This is a genomic window from Alkanindiges illinoisensis DSM 15370 (genome assembly GCF_000619845.1).
Lineage (GTDB): Bacteria > Pseudomonadota > Gammaproteobacteria > Pseudomonadales > Moraxellaceae > Alkanindiges > Alkanindiges illinoisensis.
Genome location: NZ_JHUX01000003.1, coordinates 1,315,609 through 1,328,921, shown reverse-complemented (window position 1 = coordinate 1,328,921; position 13,313 = coordinate 1,315,609). Strand labels below are relative to the sequence as shown.

The window sequence follows — 13,313 nt, the reverse complement described above, 5'->3', positions numbered from 1 at the left end:
AACAATAAGGCCGGGTTAAGGGTTTATCAATAAAACCGTTATGAATTATGCAAAAAAAACGTTTTATTGATGAAGCAAACCTAGGTATGCTTTGCACCTAAACTTATACAATGAATCTAGCCATACGCCATGTATTTATACACCGATCTTGACCAGCAACTGGTTAACGAGCGCGTTGCTCAATTCCGCGATCAAACCCAGCGTTACCTCGCAGGAACCCTGTCTGAAGACGAATATCGTCCCTTACGCCTGCAAAACGGCCTGTATGTGCAGCGCTATGCGCCCATGCTGCGGATTGCTGTGCCTTATGGCCTGTTAAATAGCAAACAGTTACGCAAGATTGCGGACATTACCCGTCAGTATGACCGTGGCTACGCGCATATTTCCACCCGCCAGAACATTCAGCTGAACTGGCCTGCACTGGAAAATGTACCGGATATTCTGGCTGAACTGGCCACGGTGCAAATGCATGCCATTCAAACCAGCGGTAACTGTATCCGTAACACTACCACCGACCAGTTTGCTGGCGTGGTGGCCGGTGAAATTGAAGACCCGCGTCCTACCTGTGAGCTGATCCGCCAGTGGAGCACATTCCATCCGGAGTTTGCCTTCCTGCCACGCAAGTTCAAGATTGCCGTGTCCGCGCTGGAAGAAACCGATCGTGCAGCAACTGCCTTGCATGATATTGGCGTGTATCTGGTAAAAAATGCTGCCGGTGAACTGGGCTATAAAATTCTGGTGGGCGGCGGTCTGGGTCGTACCCCGATTATTGGTAGCGTAATTCGTGATTACCTGCCGCGTGAAGACCTGATTGCCTATCTGGAAGCTGTACTGCGGGTGTATAACCTGCATGGCCGTCGTGATAACAAGTACAAGGCACGTATCAAGATTCTGGTTAAAGCTTTAACTCCGCCAGTATTTGCCCAAAAGGTAGAAGCCGAGTTTGCGCAAATTCGTGAACAACGCAAGGTTGATGCTGAGCTAATGGCCAGAATGGATGCTGTGTTTGCGCCACCAGCCTATGAAAACCTGCAGGATATCGACTGGACGGCACAGTTTCAGGCTGAACCCGCATTTGCCAACTGGTATCGCCATAACACCCATGCGCATAAAGTGCCGGGTTATCGCATTGTGACCATTTCACTCAAGCGTGTAGGGGTTGCACCGGGTGACCTGACCGATGATGAGCTGGACATGGTGGCTGATCTGGCGGATCGCTATAGCTTTGGTGAAATCCGTAATACCCATGAGCAAAACATGGTGCTGGCGGATGTGCCACAAAAAGACCTGTACGACCTGTATCAGATCTTAAACCAGCACAACATGGCGCGTGCGCATATTGGTTTTGTGACTGATATCGTGTGCTGTCCCGGCGGTGATTACTGCTCACTGGCCAATGCCAAATCTATTCCGATTGCCGAAGCTATTAGCCGCCGCTTTGATGATCTGGACAGTGTGTATGAATTGGGCAAGATTGACCTGAATATTTCCGGTTGTATGAATGCCTGTGGTCATCACCATGTGGGACACATTGGGATTCTGGGCGTGGACAAAAAGGGTGCCGAGTTTTATCAGGTGACTCTGGGTGGTAATAGCGACCATGATGCCAGCATTGGCGATATTCTGGGGCCATCCTTTGCCGCAGAAGACATGGCCGATATCGTGGAAGAAGTCCTTAACACCTATCTGGATTTGCGCGTAGAGAATGAGCGTTTCCTTGATACCTATCGCCGCGTTGGCATCACCCCATTCAAGGAGCGCGTTTATGCCTAATACTGTGTTGTTTAAAGATGGCAGCATCTGCGAAGATGAATACCAGATGATTGGTGAAGACGGTGTAATGCCAACTGGCAATGTATTGTTGCGTGCCACTGAGCTGGATCGTCTGGCTGAAGTGCAGGGCAAAAAAGGCCTGCTGATTACTGTTGCCAATTCACCGGAAGATTATTCATTCCCGGTTAACCAGCTAGACCTGATTGCCATTGAGTTTGCCGGTTTCAATGATGGCCGTGGGTATTCGTTTGCGGCATTGCTGCGTCGCCAGGGCTTTGTGGGTGAGCTACGCGCGTTAGGCGATGTGTTTAAAGACACTTTAAACTACATGAAGCGTGTGAGCTTTGACTCCTTTATTTTAAAGGAAGGTAAGGACGTTAACGAAGCTGCTGCGGGCCTGAATGACTTCACAGTGCCTTATCAGGCTTCCGTTGCGGTACAAAAAGCCAGCTACCAGACTGGCCAGTAAATTCGCCAGAACCGTTTGGCCATTTCTGGCTATTGCTGGTACTCGCTTAAAAACCCTTGCCTTAAAACTGTGCAAGGGTTTTTTTATACACACTTTTTTAAGGTAAACATAGTATATTCAGCCTGTTGATTATCGGTTTAAGGGAGGAAAGGATTCACAATGCTAATACTGATCTCACCAGCCAAGACACTGGATTATGAAAGTCCGCTGGCAACGACGGAGCATACCCAGCCGCAACTTTTGGATAAAAGTCAGGAACTGGTAGATGTTTGCCGGGAGCTTACCACGCAGGATTTGTCTGACCTTATGGACATTAGTCCCAAGCTTGCCGAACTCAACAAACAGCGTTTTTGCAACTGGGAACCCATTTTTAATCTGGAAAATGCGCGGCAGGCGATTTTGGCTTTTAAAGGTGATGTGTACGCAGGCTTGCAGGCACAGGATTTTACCAAAAAGGATTTTGAGTTTGCCCAGAAACATTTGCGCATGTTGTCGGGTTTATATGGTCTGTTGCGTCCGCTGGATTTAATGCAGCCCTACCGGCTGGAAATGGGCACCCGGCTGAATAATCCGGCAGGCAAGGATTTGTACGGCTTCTGGGGCGAAACCATTACTGACCATGTCAATCAGGCTTTGCAGGCGCAAGGTGATGCTGTAGTGGTTAATCTAGCATCCGATGAATACTTTAAGGCGATTAAGGTGAATCAGTTGCAGGGCAGACTGATCAAGCCCGTATTTCTGGATGAGAAAAATGGTCAGTTTAAGGTAATCAGTTTTTATGCCAAAAAGGCCCGCGGCTTGATGAGCCGTTTTATCATTAAAAACCAGTTAACGCAGGCCGAACAGCTTAAGGACTTTAATCTTGAAGGCTATATTTATTCTGCCGAGCATTCCAGTGAAGATGAACTGGTATTTATGCGTGCCCAGCAGGATGCCATCCCGGTTGATTGAAACTGGCTTTGACTGAATAGTCATGGTTGGAAAAAATGGTTTAAGAAAAAGGCAGCCTGTGTGCTGTCTTTTTTATTGGTCAAAACTTAAAAAACGATAAAAATATTAAAACCTCTACTATTAACAATTTATAAACTTATATTACATTCCTGTAACATTCTATATTAAAATTCGGTTTTTGAATATTTCTGCCAGTGCAGGAGTATTTGCCAGTTTACTGTAGCAAGCAGTTTAGTTTGTTTATCTGACTAAACAGTAGAGGTCATATGAAATTTCAAACCATTATGGTTGCGGCAATGTGTAGTGTCGCAATGTCTGCCGCCTGTGCTCAACCCTTATGGCAGGACTTTAGCATTACTGGCCTTCACGGCGATGACTATAAAGTTGGCCCTGAAAAGCGCGATGTCGTGACACTGGAATATGCAGCTGGCCTAACCTGGGGCGATGCTTTCTTTTTTATTGACCATAGTCGCTATAGCCAGACTGATGAAAAAGATAATTACTTTGAGCTTGCACCTCGCCTGAGCCTGTCGTATTTGACTGGCCAGAAACTGTCTTATGGGCCAATCAAGGATGTTTATCTGGCGTCCACCTGGGAATCCGGCAGTGATTTTGATAACTATGTTTATGGAATTGGTTTTGGCCTGAATATTCCGTATTTTAAATATGCGGATATTAACCTGTATCGTGCTAACAATGAAACCACCAAGGACGACTGGATGACCACCGTCACTTATGGTGTGCCATTGACTATAGCCGGGCAGGACTTTTTATTTGATGGGTTTGCCGACTGGTCCAGCAAAGAATCTGACCATGATGCTGAACTAAACTGGACATCACAGTGGAAATGGAATGCTGGCAAGCTGATTAGCCCAAATACGCGCCTGTATCTGGGGATTGAATATTCTTACTGGATCAATAAGTTTGGCATCAAGAATGTTGATGAAAAGAATGTGAGTGCGCTGGTGAAATACCATTTTTAACGCATTCACTATACTGGGTACATCAATTAGAAAGCAGCTTAATAGCTGCTTTTTAATTTTTATAAATTTATGGTGGGATTTCAGTTTAGCTTCTGATTTTCATAAAGCCCGGCATGCACTTGGCCAGCACGGGTTTCCTTGAGTAAGTGCCAATGGGTTGGTAAGGCGAGTTGCTGCAAAGGACGGTCAGCTTCAATATAGATTTTGGCAGCTGGATTGAGCAATGGGTCAATCAGGCTTGCCAGGGAAGTCCATAAATTCAGGCTATAAGGTGGATCAAGAAAGACCAGATCAAAACCTACTGAACGCACTGATTCCGGTAATTGCGTTAATGCTTGCTCCGCCTTGGCATAAATAACCTGACCCGTGGTGCAGTGTAATTGCAAAAGGTTGGCTTTGATTTGTTCAGCTTGCTTGCGGTCTGCTTCAATAAATACACAATGACGCGCACCGCGGGATAGGGCTTCAATCCCCAAAGCGCCTGAACCCGCACAAGTATCCAGCACACGTGACCCTGCAACATCCCACATGAGCCAGTTAAACAGGGTTTCGCGTACCCGGTCTGGCGTAGGACGCAAGCCATTGACCGCTTCAAAACGGATTAGCCGACGCTTCCATTCACCGCCAATAATGCGAACCTGATTCATGCTGTAGTCCTCATTGCTTACTCTTCGCCACTTGCTAGTGAAGGCGTTGGGCTTGCCGCTGGGCGATTGATCTGGCTAGCTTGTTCGGAAATTTCCTGCGGCTTCATGCCAGCGGTCATCAGGCCGCCGGTAATGCTGCTTTGTGCTGGTTTAATTGGGTTTTTTTCCATCTGGTGCACCACATAATCAAACATGGGGCGGGCCAGGGCAGCAGCCGCAGCACCATGTTTACCATTTTCCAGAATCACTGCCACGGCAATTTTTGGACTATCGGCTGGGGCAAATCCTACAAAAAGGCCGTGGTCGTAATGACGTTCATCTAGCGCCGCTTCGTTATAACGCTTGCCCTGTGCAATACTCTTAACCTGCGCTGTTCCGGTTTTACCGGCAATTTCATAACCTTTTAGGCCAATTTTCAGGCGGCCGCCTGTACCGGAGCGAATTACATTCACCATGGCATCACGCATGTTATTCCAGTCCTGTTCAGTGCCATTAAACTGAACCTTGCCGTCTGGTGCGTTTAATACATGGTAGGGCTTGGGGCCTTTGCTTTCACGCAGCACATGCGGCGTTACATGATGCCCGTGGTTAGCCGTGATGGCGGTTGCCATTGCCAACTGAATGGGTGTGGCAGTAAAGGCACCCTGACCAATACTGACTGAAATGGTTTCACCGGGTAGCCATTTGCTTTTACGCTTTTGCATTTTCCATTTGGGTGAGGGATATAGGCCTGAACTTTCATTGGGCAGGTCAATGCCAGTTTTTGCACCAAAGCCAAACTGGGTCATCCAGTCATGCATATTGTCGATGCCCATGCGATAAGCCAGCACATAAAAAAACGTATCGCATGACCAGGTAATAGCTTTGTTCAGGTCAACCGTACCGTGGCCGGATTTTTTCCAGTCACGGAAACGATGCGCATCGCCCGGCAGGTGAAAATAACCCGGATCGTAAATCTGTGTGCCCCAGTTGACCAGATTGTAATGAATACCGCCCAGTCCTTCCATGGGCTTGATGGTCGAGCCAGGAGGATAAGCCCCTTGCAGTGCGCGGTTATAGAGCGGCTGATCCGGATTATCCCGCAAATTATTATAATCAGTATGACCGATCCCGGTAACAAACAGGTTCGGGTTAAAACTGGGGTTACTCACAAATGCTAGGATCTCACCTGTGTGCGGATTCATGGCCACGATGGCACCACGTCGCCCAGACAACTGGGCATTGGCAATACTTTGCAGGCCGTAATCCAGTGACAGGTACAGGTCATTGCCCCGGATTGCAGGCGTCTGTCCCAAATGACGCAAGACTTGTCCATGCGCATCGGCTTCAACATACTGATAGCCGGGCTTGCCATGCAACAGGTCTTCATAGAATTTTTCAACACCAATCTTGCCAATCAGGTCGGTGCCGGCATAGGCATTCTTGTCGAGTTCGCCCAGTTCTTTTTCATTGATACGCCCCACATAGCCAATCACATGCGCAAATAGCTCGGCATGCGGATAAAACCGGGTCATCTTGGTTTCAATATTTACCCCGGGAAAAGTGTATTTCAGCTCACTAAACCGGGCAATTTGCTGCTCATTCAAGTTGAGTTTAATGGCCAGCGGTTCGGTTTTGCGCGTAGACTTGGCCCGATGCCTGAATTTGTTCAGGTCATCCAGCGTCAGGTCCAGCACTGGCACCAGCCGTTTCAGGGTATCTTCGAGATTTTCAATGTCTGCCCGGTTAATGACGGCGGTAAATACCGGATAGTTGTCGGCCAGCAAGACCCCATTGCGGTCATAAATATAGCCGCGTGCTGGGGGAATAGCCTGTAGGCGGATACGGTTCTTGTCAGCTGCGCTATTGTACTGTCCGTACTGAAAAATCTGCAGATAGGTATAGCGAGCCAGCAAACATAGAAAGCAAAAGACTACAAAAGCCACGGCAAACCAGACGCGATGACGAAAGATTTGCTGGTCCTGATGGGGGTTTTTAAGGGGAAGCGGGCTCTTCATACAGGCAGCAGCAATAAGATTGGCACAATTTTAGCTATATTTGCCGATGGATGCCAATCTTCTGCCACATTGAGATGTAAAAGATGGCAGGAGAGCGGATTTCTGGTTTTTACCATTGGAATTTTAGCATTTAGGTTTTCTTGTCGGTTTCGTTAAAAAAAACGCGACAGATGTTCTACTTTTGTCTAAACTTTCGCGCCGTCTACCCAGAACTTGGGGACGTACAGTTGGCACCGCCAGCACCAGTGCTGCGGAATAAAGTTTAACCCTAAACATAAGAAGGGTGAGCTGTGGCAAATCAATATTTGTTGGCAATTGCATTGGTGGCTTATTTAGCCCTTAACATTGGTGTGGGCTTGTATGCTGCGCGCCGGGTCAAGAACAGTTCTGATTATCTGGTGGCCGGTCACCGTCTGCCATTATTTATGGTGGTTACCACAACATTTGCCACATGGTTTGGCTCAGAAACCATTCTAGGGACGTCATCGACATTTATTCAGGAAGGACTGGGCGGTATTGTTGCTGACCCGTTTGGCGCTGCCTTGTGCCTGATTCTGGTCGGTTTGTTTTTTGCCGTGCCCTTATACCGCCTCAAACTGCTGACCATTGGGGATTTTTACCGCAAGCGCTATGGCCGTGATATTGAAGTCATTACTTCAGTGGTTATTGCCCTATCGTATCTGGGCTGGGTTGCTGCACAGCTGTCAGCAATGGGGCTGGTGTTCAATATCATTACGCATGACCTGATCAGTGTGACGGGCGGGGTGCTTATTGGCGTTACCATCGTGGTTACCTATACTATTTTGGGTGGCATGTGGTCGGTGGCCTTAACCGACTTTATTCATAATATTTTGCTGGTTGCTGGTCTGGCATACATCACCTGGTTGATCACCGGGATGGTAGATGGCGGTGCAAGCACAGTAATCAGCCACGCGCGTGAAGCAGGTAAGCTGAATATGCTCCCTGAACATAATCTGGCCGGTTGGCTGGGCTTTTTTGGCGCACTGATTACTCTGGGTTTTGGTTCAATTCCACAACAGGATATTTACCAGCGCGTACTGGCGGCCAATACGGCCAACAACGCCCGTAATGGTGCAGTCATTGGCGGAATCTGCTATTTCCTGTTTGCCATGATGCCCATTTATCTGGCCTATACTGCATTTATTGTTAGTCCGGATATGGTGAATGCCGCATTGGGTGAAGGTGGCGATTCACAAATGGTGCTACCCAACCTGATTATGCAAAACACACCGGTTTTTGTGCAGGTTATTTTCTTTGGCGCGCTGTTATCAGCCATTATGAGTACGGCATCTGCAACATTGCTGGCACCATCAGGGGTCATCAGTGAAAACCTGCTATCAAAAGTTTATTACCGTCTGGATAGCCGCCAGCGCGTCTGGTTTATTCGTGCCACCGTACTGGTATTTGCGATTTGTGTGACCACCTATGCACTGGCAACCGATAAATCCATTTTTGAAATGGTAGAAAATGCCTATAAAGTGGTGCTGGTTGGCGCTTTTGCCCCGCTGGCTTTTGGGTTGTACTGGAAGCGGGCCAGTCAGAATGGTGCCCGGGTGTCCATTGCGTTTGGTGTGGGGGTCTGGCTTATATTTGAAGCACTGGATTATAGCTGGAGTAATGGTACTGGCTGGTCGATGATTGGCTTGCAACATTTGGCAGCTGTATGTCCACCGCAACTGGCTGGCTTTATTGCTTCAGTCATTGGCATGCTGCTGGGCAGCCTGATCTGGCCCAATCGCAAGGGCATGCCACAGCCTGATGATGAAAAAATCGCAGATGAAACCATGCTTAATGCACAATAAAAACTTGTGTTTAATGGCGAATAATAGTGGTCAGGCAGATTTTTTCTGATAAAGTCTGCCTTGGCTTAACCAAACGACGCCATAGAGGGTGTTGTAGACCAAAAAACCAGCAGGAGTGGTTAGTAATGAATAAACAGTGGATTACAGCGCTGTTGACAGTGGGGTTAATGACAAGTGTGTCGGCACAGGCAGCAGTCAAGGACTGGTTTCCAAAGCCTGCAACAGACACCACAGGGCTAAAAAAAGTATACGCGGGTGTGGGGATTACCAATGAGCTGTATCACCTGAATGCCGAAATGCCAACAGGCTATGGCAATATTTATGTCAAGGCGGGCGGTTTTATTGATGGCCCGAATGAACCTGCCGGTCAGATTGGCTTTCGCTATCCGTATTTCCTGACAGGAACCGATAAAAACGGTTATTACTTTGGTGGCTTTGTGGGCCACATTGAAACCAAAACTCAGGATAGCAAAAAGTACAATCGCCTCGGTGCTGGTGGCGAGCTGTCCTATGTCTGGATGAACAGATCACGTGTTAGTGCGGCCAGTATCGGAATTGGCGTGGGTGAGCGCAAGAAAGGACGTGATGGCAGCAAGGAAGATGCTACCCCGATGATTATGTTTGGCTATAGTTTTAGTTTTGGCATTTATTGATAGGTTGCTAAACCATCAACATTAAAAGTAGATAGGGTATTTATCCAATTTACAGTGTTTAGGCGTCATTTGAGAGTGTTGCATGCTGGAGTTTATTAGTCATTATTGGCAGGTCTTTGCAAATCGCCCCGATTTTTGGGCAATTTTAAGTATTGTGCCAGTAACGGCCTTTGTGACTTGGGCGCACGTCTGGATGGCGCTAAAAATGGTATTTTACCCCATTAATTTCTGGGGCTTTCATATTGGTTCGTTGCCTGTGGGCTGGCAGGGAATCGTACCGCGCAAGGCAGGCCGTATTTCTGGCATTATTACCGACAACACTCTGTCCAAGCTGGGGTCACTGCAGGAGTTTCTTCAGGCCATGGAGCCTGACGAAATGGCCAAGATCATTGGTGATCAGGTCGGCTATGACCTTGAGCACCTGATTGATGAGGTGATGCTGGAGCGTAACCCGGTATTGTGGGAAAACCTGCCTTTTTCCATCAAGCGTCGTATCTACAGCCAGGCGCAAAAACAGATTCCTACTGTGCTACGTGATCTGGTTAATGAATTGACCTTCAATGTGGAAAATCTGGTCGACATGCGCGAAATGGTGGTGCGCCAGATGGAAGGTGATCGCCGTTTAATGGTACGCATGTTCCTTAAAGTCGGTCAGAAGGAAATTAATTTTATCTGGCATATCAGTGCGCTGATTGGTATGTTCTTTGGCTTTTTCCAGATGCTGGTCTGGTTTTTTGTGCCGTGGCACTGGACAGTGCCATTCTGGGCCGCAGTCTGGGGCTTTTTGACCAACTGGATTGCAATCTGGATGGTGTTCAATCCGGTGGAGCCACATCCGTTTCGCTATCTCAAGTTATTTAGACGTACCAACACCAGAATTCCATTTATTACGCCGGTGTTGCCGCATATCGCCACCTATAACTGGCAAGGTGCTTTTATGAAGCGCCAGCATGAAGTGTCCGATGTGTTTGCCTCAGTGGTAACAGAAGAGCTAATTACTCTCAAAAGTATCATGACTGAAATGATGTATGGCTCACGCAAGGAAAAAACCCGACGCATTCTTAAACGGCATATCAATAAAATCATGGAAACGCCAGTTGTACGCACCAGCTTGCAGGTCAGTATTGGCATGAAAGAATATGCACGATTAAAAACTGACCTGATTGATCGCTCAATCCAGATTACGATGGTGCCTATTTCTGATCCTGTGTTGAACCAGAGCCGTGCGCAAAAGATCTACCATATGTTCCGTGAGCGCATTCTTGCTTTGTCACCCAAAGAATTCCAGAACCTGCTGCGGCCTGCCTTTCAGGAAGATGAGTGGATTTTGATTGTGCTGGGTGGTGTAACCGGATTTATTGCTGGGACCATCCATTTATTTGTGGCCTTTATCCGTTAATAGCCCAGTTTTGCAAGAAGGCTGCCTTAACCCAAATGTGGTGAGGGCAGTTACCACTTAGGTCTTATGGTATTTGGCGGCCCAGTTGGGAATGATAGGGATAGTTCAGTAGGAAGTAATCGATCAATGCAGGCTATATTGCTGCCAGCGCTGATAGAAATGCTTACTGAAAGTAACCGGATAACGTTGAAAAAAACTTGAGTCCAGCCAGCTGTGAATGTATTGTTACGCCAATCTTTTAAGTTTTAATTTGTAATTTTTTTATTGTTATTGAGGAAGATGTTTTATGCGCATTATTTTGCTAGGGCCACCAGGAGCAGGAAAAGGAACACAGGCTCAGTTAATCTGCCAGCGCTATAACATTCCACAAATTTCTACGGGCGACATGCTACGTGCTGCAATCCGTGAAGGAACAGAACTTGGTCAAAAGGCCAAAAGCGTGATGGATGCAGGTGGTCTGGTATCAGACGACCTGATTATTGGTTTGGTGAAAGATCGTTTAAACCAACCAGATGCAGTCAATGGCTGTATTTTTGATGGCTTTCCACGCACCATTCCACAGGCTGAAGCGCTGGAAGCAGCCGGTGTGGCAATTGATCATGTGATTGAAATTGATGTACCGGATGAAGAAATTGTGACCCGCCTGTCTGGCCGTCGCCAGCATCCGGCGTCTGGCCGCGTGTATCATCTGGTTTATAATCCGCCAAAAGCTGAAGGCGTGGATGATGTCACTGGCGAACCACTGGTTCAGCGTCCTGATGATCAGGAAGAAACCATTCGCAAGCGTCTGGCGGCCTATCATAGTGAAACTGAACAACTGGTTGGTTTTTATCAGTCGCGCGCGCAGGCTGGTGAAAATGCCCCAACTTATAACAAGCTCAATGGCCTAGATACCATTGACAGCGTTAAGGAAAAACTGTTTACCATTTTAGGTTAACAGGGCTTCAATTAAAAAACGGGGCAAAGACCCCGTTTTTTTATGGCTTTTCAAATCGCGTTTAGCGTTTAGATTGAGCAGGCTTTTTATTGCCAGATTTATGCGCCCAGGTTTTTAAAGCTAGGTTTTTAAATTTAGGCTTTTTAGATGCGCAATACCTTCAGCAGCACCGAACTCATATTTGTCCGGCCATTGGCATAAATCCGCCACAATACATTGTGCGCACAGCGGAACCCGTGCCTTACAGGTATAACGGCCATGCAATAATATCCAGTGATGGGCGTTAGTCAGGTACGGTTCAGGCACTACTTCAAGTAACCTTTTTTCGACCCCTTCCACGGTTTTGGCTGGGGCTAGGCCGGTGCGATTGCTCACCCGGAAGATATGAGTATCCACTGCCATGGTGGGATGGCCGAATGCCGTATTTAATACCACATTGGCTGTTTTGCGCCCGACACCGGCTAGTGCTTCCAGCGCTTTACGGTCATCTGGCACCTGACTACCGTGCAGGTCAATCAGCATCTGGCAGGTCCTAATAATATTGTTGGCTTTGGCCGTATAAAAATTAACGTTGCTGATGTATTCCTTAAGCCCTTCTACCCCCAGCGCCAGAATACTTTCAGGCGTGTTAGCCACTGCAAACAGTTTGGCTGTGGCTTTATTGACGCCCACATCAGTCATTTGTGCCGACAAAATTACTGCAATGAGTAACTCAAACGGTGAGTGATAGACCAGTTCGGTGGTGGGATTGGGCCGTTGGGCTTGCAAGCGTTTGAAAAATTCTTCGACGTGTTCTGGCTTCATGGCTAATCCATGCTGCGTTGCAGCGCTGTTTTTAATAATTCTAACTGTTGCTGCTTGGCCAGATCATCAGGTTTAACGTTAAGCTGGCGTTCCAGTTTTTTAATCTGGCTACGTAATGATGCCAGTTTGATGGTTTGCGCCGCCGAAACAGCCGCCGCAGGTTTGGCATCTACCACTGGAGCCACGAGCTGATGCAAGTCTACACCAGTAATGGCTGCTGCCTGCTCAGTGCTGATTGCTGCTGAAACCACGGGCTTTCGGGCTTTTCTAGTGAGTATCCGTTGCTGTTCACGCAGTACATGCGCCTGATAGCGCTGGCGCAGGTCATCTTGTTCAGCAACTCGTTCCATATCACTCGGTGGCGGGGCCGGGTCTGCAACCAGATCAATGCAATCGACTGGACAAGGCGGAATACATAATTCACAGCCAGTACACAGGTCAGTCAGAATACTGTGCATGAGCTTGCCACTGCCCATAATGGCATCGACAGGGCAGGCACTAATGCACTTGGTGCAGCCAATGCATTCATCCTCACGAATGACTGCTTTGATGCGCTGCGGACGGCCGTCTGCCACGATGGGCCACTGGCTGGGTTTGGCAGGCAATGGTGCTCGTCCCAGGATCTCTGCCAATCGGTTTGCAACAGGCTGGCCACCGGGCACACAGCCATCTGCACTGGCACCTTCAGCCATGGCAGTGGCATACGGCAGGCAGCCTGCGGGATGTCCGCAAAGACCGCACTGGGTTTGCGGCAGGGTCGCGTCAAGTAAGCGAATCAGTTCGGCAGTTGACATGAACAATAGGGCACTAAACTAAAACAAATAAAGTGGCAAATAATGCGAGAATCCTGACACAAGGTCAAATAAAACTTGTCAAA

12 protein-coding genes are annotated in these 13,313 nt (G+C 47.8%); 8 read left to right on the top strand and 4 right to left on the bottom strand.

The window, feature by feature from the left end; translation table 11 throughout:
- The first annotated feature begins 129 nt into the window (after positions 1–129).
- From Q337_RS0106685 to Q337_RS0106670, 4 genes are all read left to right on the top strand, one after another.
- A complete protein-coding gene (locus tag Q337_RS0106685; RefSeq protein ID WP_026470944.1) occupies positions 130–1,773 on the top strand; it encodes a nitrite/sulfite reductase in 1,644 nt (547 codons plus the stop codon).
- On the top strand, positions 1,766–2,242 hold the full coding sequence (locus tag Q337_RS0106680) for a DUF934 domain-containing protein (protein ID WP_026470943.1): 477 nt from the start codon (positions 1,766–1,768) through the stop codon (positions 2,240–2,242). The genes Q337_RS0106685 and Q337_RS0106680 overlap by 8 nt, the downstream gene beginning before the upstream one ends.
- Positions 2,243–2,401: 159 nt before the next feature.
- A complete protein-coding gene (yaaA, locus tag Q337_RS0106675) occupies positions 2,402–3,193 on the top strand; it encodes a peroxide stress protein YaaA (protein WP_026470942.1) in 792 nt (263 codons plus the stop codon).
- A 266-nt stretch (positions 3,194–3,459) separates the two neighbouring features.
- Positions 3,460–4,176 carry an outer membrane protein OmpK gene (locus Q337_RS0106670; RefSeq protein ID WP_051526625.1) on the top strand — a complete coding sequence of 239 codons (717 nt, stop codon included), beginning with the start codon at positions 3,460–3,462 and terminating at the stop codon, positions 4,174–4,176.
- Between the two features lie 80 nt (positions 4,177–4,256).
- Here Q337_RS0106670 and rsmD read toward each other — a convergent pair whose 3' ends face one another.
- Together rsmD and mrdA are read right to left on the bottom strand one after the other, a co-directional pair.
- Positions 4,257–4,823 (bottom strand): 16S rRNA (guanine(966)-N(2))-methyltransferase RsmD, encoded by a 567-nt coding sequence (gene rsmD, locus Q337_RS0106665; protein WP_026470940.1) that lies wholly within the window; start codon positions 4,821–4,823, stop codon positions 4,257–4,259.
- Positions 4,824–4,840: 17 nt separating this feature from the next.
- Positions 4,841–6,820 carry a penicillin-binding protein 2 gene (gene mrdA, locus Q337_RS0106660; RefSeq protein ID WP_026470939.1) on the bottom strand — a complete coding sequence of 660 codons (1,980 nt, stop codon included), beginning with the start codon at positions 6,818–6,820 and terminating at the stop codon, positions 4,841–4,843.
- A 290-nt stretch (positions 6,821–7,110) separates the two neighbouring features.
- On the opposite strand from mrdA, the gene Q337_RS17005 reads away from it, so the two are divergent.
- The 4 genes from Q337_RS17005 (at position 7,111) to adk (ending at position 11,632) form a co-directional block, all read left to right on the top strand.
- Entirely contained in the window at positions 7,111–8,643 is a 1,533-nt protein-coding gene (locus Q337_RS17005) for a sodium:solute symporter family protein (protein ID WP_228133090.1), read from the top strand.
- Between the two features lie 125 nt (positions 8,644–8,768).
- On the top strand, positions 8,769–9,296 hold the full coding sequence (locus Q337_RS0106650; protein ID WP_026470938.1) for a hypothetical protein: 528 nt from the start codon (positions 8,769–8,771) through the stop codon (positions 9,294–9,296).
- An 82-nt stretch (positions 9,297–9,378) separates the two neighbouring features.
- Positions 9,379–10,695 carry a membrane protein gene (locus tag Q337_RS0106645; RefSeq protein WP_026470937.1) on the top strand — a complete coding sequence of 439 codons (1,317 nt, stop codon included), beginning with the start codon at positions 9,379–9,381 and terminating at the stop codon, positions 10,693–10,695.
- 286 nt (positions 10,696–10,981) lie between these two features.
- Positions 10,982–11,632 carry an adenylate kinase gene (adk, locus tag Q337_RS0106640; protein ID WP_026470936.1) on the top strand — a complete coding sequence of 217 codons (651 nt, stop codon included), beginning with the start codon at positions 10,982–10,984 and terminating at the stop codon, positions 11,630–11,632.
- A 120-nt stretch (positions 11,633–11,752) separates the two neighbouring features.
- Here adk and nth read toward each other — a convergent pair whose 3' ends face one another.
- On the bottom strand, positions 11,753–12,436 hold the full coding sequence (gene nth, locus Q337_RS0106635) for an endonuclease III (protein WP_026470935.1): 684 nt from the start codon (positions 12,434–12,436) through the stop codon (positions 11,753–11,755).
- 2 nt (positions 12,437–12,438) lie between these two features.
- Entirely contained in the window at positions 12,439–13,230 is a 792-nt protein-coding gene (locus Q337_RS0106630) for an RnfABCDGE type electron transport complex subunit B (protein WP_026470934.1), read from the bottom strand.
- Positions 13,231–13,313: the final 83 nt, after the last annotated feature.

Excerpts from the sequence above, each read along its gene's own strand:
- adk (WP_026470936.1), top strand. The coding sequence starts at position 10,982 with ATGCGCATTATTTTGCTAGGGCCACCAGGAGCAGGAAAAGGAACACAG.
- mrdA (WP_026470939.1), bottom strand. The coding sequence starts at position 6,820 with ATGAAGAGCCCGCTTCCCCTTAAAAACCCCCATCAGGACCAGCAAATC.
- yaaA (WP_026470942.1), top strand. The coding sequence starts at position 2,402 with ATGCTAATACTGATCTCACCAGCCAAGACACTGGATTATGAAAGTCCG.
- nth (WP_026470935.1), bottom strand. The coding sequence starts at position 12,436 with ATGAAGCCAGAACACGTCGAAGAATTTTTCAAACGCTTGCAAGCCCAA.
- Q337_RS0106685 (WP_026470944.1), top strand. The coding sequence starts at position 130 with ATGTATTTATACACCGATCTTGACCAGCAACTGGTTAACGAGCGCGTT.
- Q337_RS0106670 (WP_051526625.1), top strand. The coding sequence starts at position 3,460 with ATGAAATTTCAAACCATTATGGTTGCGGCAATGTGTAGTGTCGCAATG.
- Q337_RS0106645 (WP_026470937.1), top strand. The coding sequence starts at position 9,379 with ATGCTGGAGTTTATTAGTCATTATTGGCAGGTCTTTGCAAATCGCCCC.
- Q337_RS0106630 (WP_026470934.1), bottom strand. The coding sequence starts at position 13,230 with ATGTCAACTGCCGAACTGATTCGCTTACTTGACGCGACCCTGCCGCAA.
- Q337_RS0106680 (WP_026470943.1), top strand. The coding sequence starts at position 1,766 with ATGCCTAATACTGTGTTGTTTAAAGATGGCAGCATCTGCGAAGATGAA.
- rsmD (WP_026470940.1), bottom strand. The coding sequence starts at position 4,823 with ATGAATCAGGTTCGCATTATTGGCGGTGAATGGAAGCGTCGGCTAATC.
- Q337_RS0106650 (WP_026470938.1), top strand. The coding sequence starts at position 8,769 with ATGAATAAACAGTGGATTACAGCGCTGTTGACAGTGGGGTTAATGACA.